This is a genomic window from Prevotella multiformis DSM 16608, from assembly GCF_000191065.1.
GTDB lineage: Bacteria > Bacteroidota > Bacteroidia > Bacteroidales > Bacteroidaceae > Prevotella > Prevotella multiformis.
Window position 1 is genome coordinate 421,528 of the sequence record NZ_GL872283.1, and the last position, 15,724, is coordinate 437,251.

Here is a 15,724-nt window from a genome sequence, read left to right on the forward strand (position 1 = left end):
GGAGGTTCTGGAAAATTCCATGCCGCCATACGGAGGCTGCGTACTTGGGCTTCTTCGCGTCTTCGATGTTTCCATACGGTCTCTTCTGCTCTCTTTTTCAGTCACATAGCCTGTCATTTCTCCAAAGGAAGGATGGCCGCAGCAGGTTGCCTGAAAGTGGGAAAGGGACATCCGATACAATTTACAGAATCTGCCTATAATGCTATTTAAGAGGTTTGGTATCTTGCAATTCATAACCAACGGTGCTGTTAAATATTCAATTTATTTATGTTTTCTTTTGTGCGTTAAATAAATATTCATATCTTTGCATCGGTTTTTATAGAGAATTTTACATTTATAATTTATTTTTATGGTGAAAAGATTGTCAATGGTTTTAGCAGGTCTGTTCCTTTGCATAGGTGTAGCATTGGCGCAGACAGAGATTTCGGGAACTGTTGTTTCGGCTGATGGCGGTGAGCCTGTGGTAGGCGCATCCGTCCTGGTTGTCGGGACACAGATGGGAACTGTTACAGACATTGATGGTAATTTCCATCTGTCTGTACCTGAAGGGAAAAGTCAGTTGCGTTTCCAGTATGTAGGTCTGAAAACCCAGATTGTTCCGGTGAAGAACGGCATGCGTGTCGTGATGAAAGCAGATGCCGGTTCGCTCGACGAGGTGATTGTGACAGGATACGGTAACTTCAAGAAATCAAGTTTTACGGGTGCGGCAGCCAGCATCGACCCCGGCAAGCTGGCCGATGTGCCGGTGACATCCGTCCAGGACAAGCTGGCCGGTTCCATTCCTGGCGTTACGGTGACGAGTTCGTCCGGTGCTCCAGGTTCCGTCGGCAGTATCCGTGTCCGCGGTATGGGTTCCATCAATGCGGGCAACAATCCGTTGTATGTCATCGACGGTACGCCGGTGATTTCCGGTGACCTCAGTGCCGCACAGTCAGGTTACAACGAGTCGGGGACAAGTGCGCTGGCAACGCTGAACAGCAATGACATCGAGTCGATTACCGTCATCAAGGACGCCGCTGCCGCTTCACTGTACGGTTCGCGTGCCGCCAACGGCGTGATCGTCATCACGACGAAGAGCGGCAAGAAGGGCAAGACCCATGTCGACTTCCGCAGCGACTGGGGTTTCTCCAACCTTGCCATCGACTATCGTCCCATGCTGGGCGGTGACGACCGTCGTGCGCTGCTGTCCCTCGGCCTCAAGAACTTCGCACTCTACAAGAAAGGCATGAGTGAAGCCGATGCGGAGACCTTTGCAAAGAAGAACATAGAGAACTATGCCGCCAAGCCTACTGTAGGCTATGACGAGAGCGGCAATCCCATCCAGGAGTGGACCGACTGGAAAGACCTTCTTTTCAAAACGGGACACCATCAGAACTATCAGGTAAGCCTCAGCGGCGGCAGCGAGAACACGCAGTTCTACACCTCTCTGTCCTACATGAAGCAGACGGGTATCACCGCCAACCAGGCACTGGAGCGTTTCACGGGCAATGCCAACCTGACCCACAGGTTCGGACACTTCACCTTGAACTACTCCGCCTTGTTCACGAAGATGAACCAGCAGCTTGCCAATGAAGGCACGAGCTATGCAAGTTCAATCGCCAACTATGCCTTCTTCCAGTCACCGTCCAGCATTGCCTATCTTCCTGACGGCAGCCTGGCATCAGGCGCACAGACGAAGAGCGTCGTCAAAATCAATCCGCTCTACGAGTACGAACACTCGAGCGACAAGAGCGACATCAAGCGTATGCTCAATTCGCTCAGGCTCGACTGGAACATCTGGGACGCGCTTCACCTGAGCGAGAAGGTCACCTACGACTATACCTCCAACACGGAGAACATCCTCTGGGACCGTTACTCCAACGACGGTGCGCCGGGTGCGGTGATGCAGCGGGTGGTAAGCGACCTCAGCCAGCTCAACGGCCAGACGCAGCTGTCATACGTGAAGAGCTTCGGTCTGCACAACGTGGATGCGCTGCTGGGTTATGAGACGGAAAAATACACTTACAGGTACAACTACATCAACGGTACCGATTATCCCGGCGACCTCTATGAGTTCGGCAATGCCGGTACGACCAGTGCCGAGAGCAACAAGAGCGGATACACGCTTGCCAGCTGGCTGGGCCGTGTCAACTACAACTACGACAACAGGTACTATGCCGGCGTAAGCTACCGCCGTGACGGCAGCAGCCGTCTGGCGAAGGCGAACCGCTGGGGCGACTTCTGGTCGGTATCAGCCGCATGGCGTTTCGGTGCGGAGAAGTTCATGGAACCGGTGAAGCACGTCCTCAGCGACGGCAAGCTGCGTGTCAGCTACGGTGTGAACGGTACGCTGCCGAGCAACTATTACGACTACATGAGCCTCTACAAGTTCGGACGCTACTACAACGGGAAGTCGGGCATGGCCATCGTCGGCATCGGCAACCCCGACCTGAAGTGGGAGAAGAACCGTGCATTCAATGTCGGTCTCGACCTCACCTTCCTCGACCGCATCTCCGTGACGTTCGATTACTATGTACGTACCACCTCCGACCTGATCTATGACCTGCCGGTTTCAGCCGTGCCGGGCTACTTCAGCGGTGACAGTCCTTACCTGCCGACTTCTCCGAAGAATGTCGGTTCGCTGCGCAACAACGGTTACGAGGTGACCATCACGAGCAACAACATCCAGACCAAGGACTTCTCATGGACAACCTCTCTGAACTTCGGACACAACCACAACAAGCTGACGAAGATCTACGGCGACCAGGACCAGATCATCAGCGGCATCCGCATCCACAAGGTCGGCGAGCCTTACTACAGTTTCTACGGCTACGAGTATGCAGGTGTCGATCCGGCGACAGGCAAGGAGGCATTCTATCTCAATGACGGAACCGCCGATGCCCGCAAGACGACCACCGACCCCAGCAAGGCTCACAAGGTCATCATCGGCAACCACGAGACCTCCCTCGAAGGAGGCCTGAGCAACAACCTTACCTGGAAGTTCATCGACTTCGGTCTGAACTTCACCTTCTCTCTCGGCGGCAAGGCCTACGACGGTGCAACATGGCAGCACAACAACGGATCCTACCTCTTCCGCGGTGCCGTTCCTGCCTACTATGACATCAACAAGACGTGGAAGGGTCCCGGCGACACCAGTGCCTCGCAGCCTGTATTCCAGTACGGCAACACAAGCGAGAACTCTTCGCGCTGGCTGATGCCGACAGACTATCTCCGTCTGAAGAGCCTGACGCTGGGTCTCACCGCTCCCGGCAACTGGGTGTCACGCTTCGGTCTGAGCAAGGCCCGCTTCTACTTCGCAGCAAGCAACCTCCTCACATGGAAGTCGAAAGACCTCACGGTCGATCCGGAGATGCGTGTCGACGGCGTATGCACATTCCAGACACCTGCCCTACGCACATTCACCTTCGGTCTGGAACTGGGTTTCTAATTGTTTAACAGATGATGATTATTTATGAAAAGAACTTATAAGAACATATATACATGGATGCTGGCTGCCGCAGTAGCGTTCGGCCTTGCATCCTGCGGAGACGACTTCTTCGACCAGCAGCCTTCCGACGGAGTAGATGCCGGCAAGGCACTCAAGAACAGTTCAGACCTCGAGACCGCCCGGACGGGTATGTACCAGGCGTTGAAGGGGTCATCGAATTTCACCGACTACTATGGTGCGCAGATGTTCCTTTACGGCGAGATGCACGGTGAGGATCTGCAGTATAACCAGAACTTCGGCAGCAACCGCGCCGGGTTCTACTACAAGATGGAGTACACCTCGGCAAGCAGCTTCAGCCAGTCGACGGCCATCTGGCAGTCGCCTTACATGGTCATCGGCAGTGCGAACCGCATCATCGAGGCGGCCGACGGCGGCAAGCTGTCCGACAAGACAGAGGCGGCGGCAGCCATCGCACAGTACCGTGCCGAGGCTCTGGTACTGCGTGCCATGGCCACCTTCGACCTCACCCGCATCTACGGCAAGACCTATACAGAGGACAACGGCGCATCGCTGGGCGTGCCATTGGTGACCAAGGTGCTTGACAGCAATGAAAAGCCCGGCCGCAACACCGTTGCCGAATGTTATGCACAGGTCATCAAGGACCTCAAGGAAGCCATCAGCTCCGGTGCATTGATGACGACCTCTTCCAAGGAGAATGTCGGGTACATCAACCTCAATGCTGCAAAGGCACTGCTCGCCCGTGTCTATCTGACGAAAGGCGACTGGGCGGACGCTCTCTCGACGGCGGAGGATGTCATCGACAACTCCGGCAAGCAGCTCTGGACCCGCGACCAGTATGTCGCTGCATGGGGCAAGGATAACAGAGATCACTTCAACGAGATGCTTTTCGAACTGTCTGTCACCAACACTAAGGACTGGAACGACCGTGATGGCATCGCCTACCTCTACGCCGAGGACGGCGACAACGGCATCGGTTACAGCGATGTCTGCGCCACGAAGAACTTCGTCGACCTGCTGGCGCAGGATCCGGCCGACATCCGTGCCGATGTCTTCCTGAAGGCAACACAGGATGAGGGCGACAAGGTGTTCGGCGGAGCGAAGGTCTATCTGAACAAGATGCCGGGTGTAGGCGGTGACCCGCGCTATGCCAATGTCCCGATGCTCCGTCTCTCGGAAGTCTACCTCACGGCTGCCGAGGCCGCCTTCAAGTCGGGCGACAAGGCAAAGGCCGCACAGTATCTGAACGATGTCATCAAGAACCGCACAACAGATACCTCACGCCTGGTTACGGCTGCCGACATCACGGCAGCGCGCATCTCACTGGAACGCCGCAAGGAACTCGTGGGCGAGGGACAGCGTTTCTTCGATGCCATCCGCAACAACGAGACCATCACCCGCTACACGGATGACGACCACCGGGGATGGCATGATGTCCTGACAGAAGAGGCCCGGAGCTACAACCGTGATTACTACAAGTCGCTGCCGGCTATCCCAAGTTATGAGACGGATGCCAATCCGACACTCAAGGCACAGCAGAATCCCGGTTACGGCGAGTAGATCCGCAGCCTGCTCATAAATTCTCCTTACACTGGGGAACTGACTGCATGATGCAGCCGGTTCCCCTTTTTCTATGCCATTTTAGAATTATTACAGGTCGGGGATGCGATTGTCCGGCGTTTTTTTCCTACTTTTGTTGTGACATATCAAACTTGACAAGACGATGACGCTACAACAACTTGAATACATCATGGCAGTCTACCGGCTCAGACACTTCGCAAAGGCGGCCGACTACTGCGATGTGACACAGCCCACCCTCAGTTCGATGATACAGAAACTGGAGGACGAACTCGGCGTGAAAATCTTCGACCGCAAGCGGCAGCCTATCCAGCCGACAAAGGCAGGCATGAAGGTGATAGAGGAGGCGTGGAAGGTGCTTTCAAGGGCAAAGAAGCTCCGGCAGACCGTCGAAGAGGAGAAACAGACGCTTACCGGCACCTTTGAAGTGGGCGTTCTGCCCACCATCGCACCCTATCTCATCCCGCACTTCTTTCCCCAGCTGATGAACGAACATCCGGAGATGGACGTCAGGATTACGGAAATGAAGACAGAAGATATGTGCAGGGCTGTCAGGAGGGGTGATATTGACGCCGGCATTCTGGCAAGGGTCGGCGGCCTGGAGGGAATGGACTGCACGCCACTCTACCATGAACAGTTCCTCGCCTATGTGGCTGAAAACGACCCCCTCTTCAGCAAGGAGTTCATCCGTCCGTCCGACCTGTCGGGCGAATACCTCTGGCTGCTGGACGAAGGGCACTGTTTCCGTGACCAGCTGGTGAAGTTCTGCCATCTGAAGTCGGCGGCACGGAGCAAGAAGAGCTATAACCTGGGAAGCATAGAGACCTTCATGCGGATCGTGGAGAACGGCAAGGGCGTCACCTTCATTCCGCAGCTTGCCCTGTCCCAGTTGAACGACGGGCAGAAACGACTTGTCCGGCCGTTTGCCCACCCTGTTCCTTCACGTGAAATCATCCTTATGACCTCGCCCAGTTTCATCCGCCGTACGCTGCTCGGTATGTTTGCCAAATGGATCAAGGATTCATTGCCGGAGGAAATCAGCAAGTAGCATCCGGGCGACGGGCCTGCGCATCCTCCACCCAAAACGGACGGCGGACACGGGAAAGGACTATTCTTGCACAAGACGAGAAAACTTTACAATCAATGCAGAAAATCCTTCTTCTCTTCCATCCTGACCTACGCTTTCGGAAATGAAAACGGTCACCTCGATTCCAACCAGCCCTCACCTGCTTTCCGGTTAACGCCTGCCAGCATTCCAAGCAAGGCTTACTTGCACGTCAATTAACGCCTGTCTGGCCTGCAAGTAAGTACTGCTTCGAAACGGCACTCCATATTGCTGTCTGTGAGCTATTTACAAGTAGTTCCATCTTCTTCCGATTCCGTGTACCGCCCTCTCTCCCGAAAGAAAGAGAGACATGGACTTCAGAAAGAATCCAGACATACAGGAGAGTAATTTATAAGGACAAAAAGAATACCTGTTCTTTGTAGAAAATCCTAAAAACAACCCCCGGCTGTCATCACGACAACCGGGGATTTTCTTAAATACTAAGTACTTTTATCTGGTCAAGATTACTAAAGGACTGTAACGGTATAACCTCCCCCTGCAGCCTGTTCCGGACAGACACAGGAGACGGTCAGATGTCAAGCAGTTTGATGGAGGCGCGGAAGTAACCTTTGTTCGCTTCCGGACTCCACATGGCCGTAGCCGTCACCGGCATAGGATGCTTGCCGATTTTCAGCTTATAGGTCACGTTGACCCGCACATCGTTGACACCGGCCGACTTGCCGTAGAACGTAGCATGGCTGCCGTCCTCCGGGCTCAAGGCGAAGGCTGCGCCGACAGAGGGAGTCACGACGAAATCCTCGTCTTCATAAACCTTGTAAGAAGCCTGCACGAAGGTGGAATAAAGGTTCTTGTCGTTCAGAGCACCGCGGTCGCGCCCGGCAAGAATGGTCGACCAGGAAAGGCTCAGGGGGAACTTCTCGCCGAAGTCGTAGCTGACGGCGGCGTCGATGAAATGTCCTGTCGTGCGGGCATTATAGTTGAAGATACGGTACGCCTTGTCGTTGGCATAGATACCGTCGGAGAAGTTGTAAATGTCCCAGACGGCGAGTTTGAATCCGCCATGGGTGTAGGAAGCATAATAGTCGAACTCCTTGTAGTCACCGTCCGTCTGCATTCCGCCCCACAGTCCGAAGCGGAAGTGGTCGTTGTTGTCGGAGATGGAGACGTCGTTGTCGAAGGTCAGTCCCTTTGAGACCTCAAGTCCGCGCCACAGGTGGGCTGTCTCCAGTTCTGATACAAAGTGCAGCTTCTGTGCGTTGGCTGTGAAAGAAACAAGGCTCAAGGCAGCCGCACAGGCCATTTTGAATAGATTTTTCGTCATAGTTTTTGGTATTGTGATGAGGGCGTGCAGGATGCAAGGTTTCCGCAGGGCATACGTCCCGGCCTCCCGGTCCGTCCTCATCTGGTTATGTAATGCGAGCTAAGCAGTCATGTCCAATTCCTACAATGAGAGCAGCCATACACCGCACAGACCGGCAATGGCACCGCCGACCATAGGACCGACAACAGGCACCCATGAGTAAGCCCAGTCGTTGCCGCCCTTCATGCAGATGGCGTGTGCAATGCGCGGAGAGAGGTCACGGGCAGGGTTCATGGCGTAACCGGTCGTACCGCCGAGCGACATACCGAGCGCGATGATCAGCAGGGTCACCGGGACAGGACCGAGGGCTGCCAGTCCGAACTTGAAGTGTTCCGGATCGCAGCAGTTACCCTTCGTGCTGAAACTGATGATGATGAAGACCAGTGCCAGCGTGGCGATCACCTCGCTGAGGAAGTTCATCCCATAGTTCCGGATGGCCGGAGCCGTGCAGAACGTCCCGAGCTTCGCAGCGTCGTTGTCGGTGGCGTCGTAGTGGTCTTTGTAGAAAACCCACACGAGGATACCGCCCAGTACGCCGCCGATCATCTGCGCGGCGATGTAGACAGGGACCGAACTCCAGGGGAACATACCCGCTACAGCCAGACCGAGCGATACGGCAGGATTGAGGTGGGCACCGGTATAGGGTCCGGCAACGAGCACACCCATGCAGACTGCGAGACCCCATGCCAGAGTGATCACCACCCATCCGGCATTCTGTCCCTTACTCTTGTTCAGCGTTACACACGCACATACACCGTCTCCGAAAAGTACCAGGACAAGTGTTCCAATCAGTTCCATCAGGAACTGGGTCGTCATAGAATATTCCATAATGATTGAATTTAGGTAATTGTTGTTTAGGATTTCTGGGGGGAGATAGGCGGGGGGGGGGTGACGATGATAGGCAATGATAGGCAATGATAGGCGATGATGAGCGATGATAGGCGATGATGGAATCTTATAATCGCCCGGTACGCCGGTTATTGCCCGCAGCCGCCTGCCCCCGGCCGTCTGTCTACCTGTTTGTCAGTGTCCTGCCGATGGCATCTGCCCATCCGGCCTTGGCAGCAGCCATCTCTTCGCTGTCGGCAAGAGGCTCGAAGCTGCGCTCAACCTGCCACTGGTTCTTGATTTCGTCAATGTCTTTCCAGAAGCCGACCGCCAGACCGGCAAGGTAAGCGGCACCGAGGGCGGTGGTCTCGGTGATCTTCGGGCGGACGACCTTTATGCCGAGGAGGTTGGACTGGTACTGCATCAGGAGGTTGTTGCGGGAGGCTCCGCCGTCAACCTTCAGTTCTGTAAGCGGTGCTTCCATGTCTTTCGCCATGGCCTGGGCAATGTCGTAAGTTTGGAAAGCGATACCGTCAAGGGCGGCACGGGCGATATGCGCACGGGTCGTACCGCGCGTGATGCCCACGATCGTGCCGCGGGCATACTGGTCCCAGTAAGGAGCGGCGAGGCCGGTGAGGGCAGGTACGAAGTAGACTCCGCCGCTGTCAGGCACGGTGGAAGCCAGGTCTTCTATCTCCGACGACGAGGTGATGAAGCCCAGACCGTCGCGCAGCCACTGCACGACAGAGCCTCCGACATAGATAGAGCCCTCCAGGGCATAGTCGACACGGTCGCCGATTTTCCATGCAATGGTCGTCAGCAGGTTGTTCTTCGACATGACAGGTTTCCGACCCGTGTTCAGCATCACGAAGCAGCCTGTCCCGTAGGTGTTCTTGATGGCACCCGGCTCGATGCACATCTGGCCGAAGAGAGCCGCCTGCTGGTCTCCGGCGATGCCCGAGATAGGCACTTCGTGGGCGAAGATGGTGGTCTGGGTGTGTCCGTAAATCTCCGAACTCGACTTCACTTCGGGCATCATGGACAGAGGGATGTCGAGCAGTTTCAGCAGGTCCTCGTCCCATTTCAGGTCGTGGATGTTGAAGAGCATGGTGCGGGAAGCATTCGTGACGTCGGTCACGTGTACCTCTCCGCGTGTCAGACGCCATACCAGCCATGCGTCAACATTGCCGAAACGGAGCTTGCCCATCTCGGCGCGTTTGCGTGCTCCCGGTACGTTGTCGAGAATCCACTTGATCTTTGTCCCGCTGAAGTAAGCGTCGACAATCAGCCCGGTCTTCTCATGAATCTTGTCCGTCAGCCCCTGTGCCTTCAGCTTGTCGCAGTACTCGGCCGTACGGCGGTCCTGCCAGACAATGGCGTTGTAGATGGGTTCTTCGGTGTCGATGTCCCATACGATGGTCGTCTCACGCTGGTTGGTGATGCCGATGCCGGCAATGTCAAGACCGTTGATGTCGATGGCGGAGATGGCTTCCGCTATCACAGAAGCCTGTGACGACCAGATCTCGTTGGGATTATGTTCTACCCATCCCGGCTGTGGGAAATACTGTGTGAACTCTTTCTGTGCAACGGACTTGATCTGTCCGTTGTGGTCAAAGACAATAGCCCTTGAACTTGTTGTGCCCTGATCGAGGGCCAGGATAAACTTCTTCTCCATGTCAGTAATAATTTGTAGGTTGTTATTTTGCGGGGTGATGATAGGCGATGGTGACAGTGATAAGCGATGATAGGCGTTTATAAGTGTTTATACACCATTCAGCCTTATTGTTTCTTCTACATCCAGGGCTTCGGCAAGTATCGAGACGGGGTTCTTCACTTCATATCCCGTAGACATCTCTATCTGCCACTTGCAGGTTTCGCAGTCGGTCGTCACACAGTCGGGATTGACTTCCTTTATCTGTGTGAAGAGACCGGAGCCGATCTGCTGCGACCGTTCATAGTTCTCTTTCTTGAAGCCATACGTACCGGCAATGCCGCAGCACTGGGAGTCGAGCATCACAAGTTCCAGTCCCGGAATCATCTTCAGCAGTTCCGTACTGTAGACCACCCAGCCCATCTTCTCCATGTGGCACGCTGAGTGATAGGCTGCACGCATCCTGAAGTCCTTGCGGAACGCCAGCTTTATCTCGCCCCGCTCTATGAGCCGGTAAAGGAAGCGGGTGGCCAGTGTGAGGCTCTCTCTTATGTCGTCGGTCTTTATGCCCAGCAGATGCGCATACTCGTCACGCATGGTAAAGGTACAGGTGGAGCTGGTCGTGAGGACCACCCGGCCCTTCTCAGCCGACTTCCGGATGGAGTTGATGTTCACTTCTCCCTGCCGCCGAGCCTGCTTGCTGAGTCCGTTGGCGATCAGCGCCACGCCGCAGCACTTCTCCTTCTCCAGCAGATGGACACCATAGCCTGCTGCATTCATGATCTTCACGAGGTCCTTTCCCAGCTGCGGGAAGTTATAATTGACGTAACAGCCGTGGAAATAGCTTACATGTTTCCTGTATCCGTCCTGCTTTGGGGCAGCATTGCGCTTGAACCAGGTCTCGAACTTCTGGCTGCTGTAGGCCGGGAAGCTGCGATGCTTGTCAATCCCCATCACGCCGTGGAGCACCGCCTTGACAGGTTTCAGGCCCAGGGTAGTATTCACTATGGGTGCCACCCTGTTCGCCATCGTACCGACAAAGTCAGTGTTCGCCAGCATCCTGTCGCGCAGGATAGGACCATGTGTGCTGTATTTGATGCGTGAAGCCTGAATGATATCGGCTATGCGGACACCGGACGGACAGGCCACTTCGCACCGTTTGCAGTTCAGACACATCTTCAAGGCCTCGTCGAAGAACCTGTTGTCCTTCAGTCTGTAACGCTCCAGGTCGGGGCCGGAATGCTTCGGACCGGGGTATGCCGGCTCCACTGCCGACACCGGGCAGTACGCAGTACAGATAGAACACTTCAGACACTGTTCCAAGTTATTGCCGCTGATATTCTTCAGTTGTATTCCTTCTGGCATGACCTTATCTCCTTTCTGTAATTGTTCTGGCTACCTGAAGGGCAGTCAAGAGTGAAACACCTGTACCATCGAGGAGCCTGACAGGGTTGTGTCCGCTCAGTACGGAACCCACGGCGAAGAGATTGCCGACGGTCTGCCCGTCCTTTATGGCATGAAAATCCCGGTCTGTCCGCACACCGTATTCCATGTAAGGCTGTGCGTCAAAGGCATCTTCCTTCGTCCACTCAGCACGTTTCCCGGCTGTATCGACATCAAGGTCGAACACCGGTTCGAACACACGTTGGTAGTTGCTTTCAAGTCCATGGCTCATGAAAGACCCTGAGGCAAGGATGAACTGGTCGGCATAGAGAGACTCATCCGGCAGATGATCTGTAGTGACTGAGACGAGACGGCCGTCCTTGAATACACCGCCATTGGCTTTGTCACCGACCAGCAGCGTACCGCCCAGACGGGCGAAGAGCCGCTTCAGGAGGATAGCCGTACGGACTCCCGATACCGACGGAGGGAGTGTCGGGAGATATGCTATGGGCTTTTCAACCATCGTCTTCAGTTCGTCGAGACTCTTTTCGTCACTGAAGCCCAGTACAGCCGGCAGCAACAGCACATCGGCCTCTCCGCTGACGGCATTGATACAGTCGGCGACCTTGCGCAGGTTTTCCCTGTCTGCCAGTACCTTCGCTATGTTTGTCGCACGCATTTCCGTAGGACTCTTCCTTGCATGGCGCAGCTCGTCTGTCGTAAAAGACTTCACCTGACAGACCACACCTTGTTTCTTGAGACCGGCTGAGATGAACTCAGTCGGGAAGTCCAGGAACCCTTGTACATTCAGGATTTCCACACGTTTCCAAGACAGAGTGTCCGCCTCTTCGCACACAGCATATCCCTCGGTCGTCAGCCATGCCGGAATCCGTCTGCCAAGCGGAGAGAAACGGTAATGGTTCTTTTTGCTGTCGCCTTTCACCTTCACGCCCGCTTCATTCAAAAGCGTCTCGGCCTCATCCGCCAGCCGGGCAATCCTTTCAAAGCCAATCTTTGCATAGGGATGCTCTGCTCCCAACTGCCCGATTGCTTCCAAGGGACGGGTGACCGGCTTTCCCTCCACATCATAGCCCAGCAGGTCGAACGAGCCGGAATGGAAGTGCAGGCTGCTTTGTCCTGCCGACACAATGCAGACGCGACGGCCTGCCTGTGCCAGTGTGATACCAGCAGTGAGTCCGCTGAGTCCGCCGCCTATTATTATAATGTCGTATTTCATCGTCGATTGTTTTGATTGTGTAGATTGCTTGCCTCGTTAGAATTTTCAGGGTCAGCCGGTAGTTATTGCTTTGCTAATACCACTGGCTTTTCTGGCTTTTCTAAATTTTCCATTGCCACTAATGCTGTTAAGAAAACTATGGCTGCCGGCCCTGCCGACACCATCATCCTTTTCCTGCTGCCAGTCCCAACAGCCCCTGATAAATCACCGCCGTAAGCTGCGCTTCATCCAATGTACTGCCCCAAGCCACAGGACGCATCCCTTTCCAACGCTCGTTGATAAAACTGCGGAGGTCGGCCAGTGCCTTGTCCGCCTCCATTCCCGTCCGGCACATGACACCTGCCGCACGACAGGCACAGAGTTCGCCCTGACAGGTGCCCATGCCCACCCGTGTGCGTCGGCGCAGGTTGAGCAGGTCGTGGACGTGCAGTTCCTCGATGGCATATTTCACTTCGCCGACACTCACTTCCTCACATTCGCAGACCAGCGAACGGTCTTCCTCACTTGTCTCGCTTACTTCCTGCACGCGGTTGCCCTGTCTTCCTTCGGCAGCATTATGTGCTGTAGAATAGACGTGGCGGGGCCTGTCGCCCGACTTTCCTTCTGTTCCGGGAAGCGGGAGGACGGCTGTCCGGCACTTCGCATCGACACCCAGCTTCCTGCAGGCCAGGTCTGTGGCCTGCTCCGCCATGAGCCGGTAGGTCATCATCTTGCCGCCTGTAATCGTAATGAGACCGGCCAGACCGTCGCGCTTTTCATGATCCAGACAGATGATGCCACGGCTGATACTTCGTCCTGAAGGGTCGTTGTCGGCAGCGACAAGCGGACGGACGCCTGCATAGGCACGCAGGATGCGTGTCGTCGCAAGGCTTGGAGCGAGTTTCTCGCCCTCCTTTATCAACAGGTCCACTTCTTCCTGCGTTACCTTCAGGTCGTCAATCGTTTCGTATGGCACGCGGTCGCTTGTCGTTCCGACGACGCACACCGTATCATCCGGTACGAGAATATCTGCATCGGCAGGCTTGCGGCAGCGGTTGATGACCATGTTGTTGACACGATGACCGAACACGAGGAGCGTCCCTTTGGCCGGGAACATGTTCAGCTTTATGCCTGCCATACCGACAATGCCGTGTCCCCAGATACCTGCGGCGTTGATGACCAGCCGGCAATGCGCCTCGCTGTCCTCACCCGTATGGTTGTCACGCAGCTGTACTCCCTCAATGCGTCCGTTCCTGACAGTCAGGCCTGTCACCTCGTGATAAGTGAGAATATCTGCCCCATGACGGCGTGCATCCAGGATGTTCGCCGTTGTGAGATGGAAAGGGTCAATGGAAGCATCGGGCACACGCACGGCACCGACAAGGTCGGGATTGACCGACGGCTCTATGCGGCGTGCCTCTTCCGGAGAAATGACACTGGCTTTTATTCCTGCCTTCCCGCAGGCTTCGACGAATGTCGCCTGATAATGGATGTCGTCTTCAGGCAACGTGATGAACAAGCCGTCCGACTCTTCCACACAGTGACGGGCTATGCGCCGGAGAATCATGTTCTCCTTGATACATTCGGAAGCCGACTCCGGGTCGGTCACTGCATAGCGCGCACCGCTGTGCAGCAGACCGTGATTGCGTCCTGTCGCTCCATTGGTGAAATCGGACTTCTCTACAAGCAGCACACGAAGTCCGCGCAGGGCGCAGTCGCGTGCAGTGCCGGCACCGGTAATGCCCCCACCGATGATAATCACGTCATAGTCTTTGTTTAATACGCTGCTCATTGTATAGGTCGTTCAAATCGGTCAAAAGTTTACTTCATAATGTTTCGTAACGAAAGATTTAGTGAACGATACGCCTGCTGTTCATAAATATAATCGTTTCTTTTCGCAGCAAAGATAAACAAAATGCTTTTAAAGCTCCAAATTAATTAACATAATTTACATATTTACTTTCGTTCAGAAGTTTTTTTCTTTCGTTTAGTTGCTTTTCTGAACGAAAATGAGGATGATTTCTCTGTTTTTCCTTACGGTAGGTTATGTCCGGAACGGCTGTCCCTTTCCTGATTCCGTCCGGTCGGGGGGAGCCTGTACAGACCGATGTCAAATAATAAGGCGTAGAAGTTGTTTCTCATTTTTTTTCTCTATCTTTGCACATGAAAGATACCGGCAGACCGGAATATTCACATTATTATATATAGGTTATGAACACTTCCTCCAGACAAGTCAACCAACGGAATACAAATCACAATCCAATAAATTTACCTCACATGAATGCACCCAGAAAGATATGGATTCTCGCAGGAATCGTTGCGGCTGTCCTTGTAGCGAGCCTTGCCTTCTTCTCGTTTGTCAACCCCTCATACGATGAAGAGGCGGCCTTGAAGATGAAGCCGATCTTCTTCGGCAGTACACGCGTCGACGACGAACCGGTGAACTCCATCACGCTGGTAGCCCCGACGACTACCGCCGTCTACTTCAACATCCTCCCGCAGAAGATGCAGTTCCAGTTCGACGACCTGCTGTCGAACGACAACACGCCGCTCGATGTCAACATGTACATGATCATCCAGGTGAAGAAAGGACAGACGCCCGACCTGCTGCGTAACTATGGCGAGAACTGGTTCGAGAACTTCATCGAGCCTTATTTCCGCAACAAGGTGCGCGAATACGTGTCGTCCTGTTCGCCGTTCGACCTGATGAGCAACCGTGAGGTGCTGGCGAAATTCGACGACCGCATCAAGCAGTCCATGCGCAACTACGTTGCCGCACTGTCGCGGAAGGCCAACTTCCCTATCGACATACAGCAGGTCATCACCGACCGCGTCATGCCGAACAAAGAGCAGCTGGAGGAAATGAACAAGACGGCTGCAAGCATCCAGGCCAAACAGACACAGGAGAAACGGGCGGAGATGGAGCTTGCACGCGCCAAGGCCGAACGCAACAAAGCCGTGGCCGACAAGGCTTACATGACCGAGCTGAACCTCTCCCCCGCACAGTTCATCCAGCTGCGGGCATGGGATGTCATCGAGAAGAAGAACGGCGCCAACATCGACGTGCTCATCGGAGGCGGCGAGACACCGATGTGGAACATCCGCCGATAGAGGCTGCAGCAGCCGCATCCGGCCTTCACGCCCGCCTGGTCGGGAGCCGTGTTCCCGCCCGGCTGGGAATCCTGTTCCCAACGGCT

General features: G+C 54.8%; 10 protein-coding genes. 4 read left to right on the top strand and 6 right to left on the bottom strand.

Annotated features, from left to right (window positions below):
- The first annotated feature begins 349 nt into the window (after positions 1-349).
- The 3 genes from HMPREF9141_RS07035 to HMPREF9141_RS07045 all read left to right on the top strand — a co-directional run bounded on the left by HMPREF9141_RS07035 (position 350) and on the right by HMPREF9141_RS07045 (position 6,071).
- The gene (locus HMPREF9141_RS07035; RefSeq protein WP_007367936.1) at positions 350-3,427 is read left to right on the top strand and encodes a SusC/RagA family TonB-linked outer membrane protein; all 3,078 of its coding nucleotides are present in this window, start codon (positions 350-352) and stop codon (positions 3,425-3,427) included.
- A 24-nt stretch (positions 3,428-3,451) separates the two neighbouring features.
- Complete coding sequence (locus tag HMPREF9141_RS07040) at positions 3,452-5,005, top strand: RagB/SusD family nutrient uptake outer membrane protein (protein WP_007367937.1); 1,554 nt, start codon at positions 3,452-3,454, stop codon at positions 5,003-5,005.
- Between the two features lie 163 nt (positions 5,006-5,168).
- Positions 5,169-6,071 carry a hydrogen peroxide-inducible genes activator gene (locus tag HMPREF9141_RS07045; protein ID WP_007367938.1) on the top strand — a complete coding sequence of 301 codons (903 nt, stop codon included), beginning with the start codon at positions 5,169-5,171 and terminating at the stop codon, positions 6,069-6,071.
- Positions 6,072-6,657: 586 nt separating this feature from the next.
- Here the strand turns inward: HMPREF9141_RS07045 and HMPREF9141_RS07050 are convergent.
- From HMPREF9141_RS07050 to glpA, 6 genes are all read right to left on the bottom strand, one after another.
- On the bottom strand, positions 6,658-7,410 hold the full coding sequence (locus HMPREF9141_RS07050; RefSeq protein ID WP_040554659.1) for a hypothetical protein: 753 nt from the start codon (positions 7,408-7,410) through the stop codon (positions 6,658-6,660).
- 120 nt (positions 7,411-7,530) lie between these two features.
- On the bottom strand, positions 7,531-8,277 hold the full coding sequence (locus tag HMPREF9141_RS07055) for an MIP/aquaporin family protein (RefSeq protein WP_007367942.1): 747 nt from the start codon (positions 8,275-8,277) through the stop codon (positions 7,531-7,533).
- 184 nt (positions 8,278-8,461) lie between these two features.
- On the bottom strand, positions 8,462-9,952 hold the full coding sequence (glpK, locus tag HMPREF9141_RS07060; protein ID WP_007367943.1) for a glycerol kinase GlpK: 1,491 nt from the start codon (positions 9,950-9,952) through the stop codon (positions 8,462-8,464).
- An 87-nt stretch (positions 9,953-10,039) separates the two neighbouring features.
- Positions 10,040-11,293 carry an anaerobic glycerol-3-phosphate dehydrogenase subunit GlpC gene (glpC, locus tag HMPREF9141_RS07065; RefSeq protein ID WP_007367944.1) on the bottom strand — a complete coding sequence of 418 codons (1,254 nt, stop codon included), beginning with the start codon at positions 11,291-11,293 and terminating at the stop codon, positions 10,040-10,042.
- 4 nt (positions 11,294-11,297) lie between these two features.
- The gene (gene glpB / locus HMPREF9141_RS07070) at positions 11,298-12,548 is read right to left on the bottom strand and encodes a glycerol-3-phosphate dehydrogenase subunit GlpB (protein ID WP_007367945.1); all 1,251 of its coding nucleotides are present in this window, start codon (positions 12,546-12,548) and stop codon (positions 11,298-11,300) included.
- Positions 12,549-12,711: 163 nt separating this feature from the next.
- Complete coding sequence (glpA, locus tag HMPREF9141_RS07075) at positions 12,712-14,319, bottom strand: anaerobic glycerol-3-phosphate dehydrogenase subunit A (RefSeq protein WP_007367946.1); 1,608 nt, start codon at positions 14,317-14,319, stop codon at positions 12,712-12,714.
- A gap of 485 nt (positions 14,320-14,804) precedes the next feature.
- Here glpA and HMPREF9141_RS07080 point away from each other — a divergent pair, with 485 nt between their 5' ends.
- Positions 14,805-15,638, top strand: coding sequence for an SPFH domain-containing protein (locus HMPREF9141_RS07080; RefSeq protein ID WP_007367948.1), 834 nt, complete (start codon positions 14,805-14,807; stop codon positions 15,636-15,638).
- The last annotated feature ends 86 nt before the right edge of the window (positions 15,639-15,724 follow it).

Excerpts from the sequence above, each read along its gene's own strand:
- HMPREF9141_RS07035 (WP_007367936.1), top strand. The coding sequence starts at position 350 with ATGGTGAAAAGATTGTCAATGGTTTTAGCAGGTCTGTTCCTTTGCATA.
- HMPREF9141_RS07040 (WP_007367937.1), top strand. The coding sequence starts at position 3,452 with ATGAAAAGAACTTATAAGAACATATATACATGGATGCTGGCTGCCGCA.
- HMPREF9141_RS07045 (WP_007367938.1), top strand. The coding sequence starts at position 5,169 with ATGACGCTACAACAACTTGAATACATCATGGCAGTCTACCGGCTCAGA.
- HMPREF9141_RS07050 (WP_040554659.1), bottom strand. The coding sequence starts at position 7,410 with ATGACGAAAAATCTATTCAAAATGGCCTGTGCGGCTGCCTTGAGCCTT.
- HMPREF9141_RS07055 (WP_007367942.1), bottom strand. The coding sequence starts at position 8,277 with ATGGAATATTCTATGACGACCCAGTTCCTGATGGAACTGATTGGAACA.
- glpK (WP_007367943.1), bottom strand. The coding sequence starts at position 9,952 with ATGGAGAAGAAGTTTATCCTGGCCCTCGATCAGGGCACAACAAGTTCA.
- glpC (WP_007367944.1), bottom strand. The coding sequence starts at position 11,293 with ATGCCAGAAGGAATACAACTGAAGAATATCAGCGGCAATAACTTGGAA.
- glpB (WP_007367945.1), bottom strand. The coding sequence starts at position 12,548 with ATGAAATACGACATTATAATAATAGGCGGCGGACTCAGCGGACTCACT.
- glpA (WP_007367946.1), bottom strand. The coding sequence starts at position 14,319 with ATGAGCAGCGTATTAAACAAAGACTATGACGTGATTATCATCGGTGGG.
- HMPREF9141_RS07080 (WP_007367948.1), top strand. The coding sequence starts at position 14,805 with ATGAATGCACCCAGAAAGATATGGATTCTCGCAGGAATCGTTGCGGCT.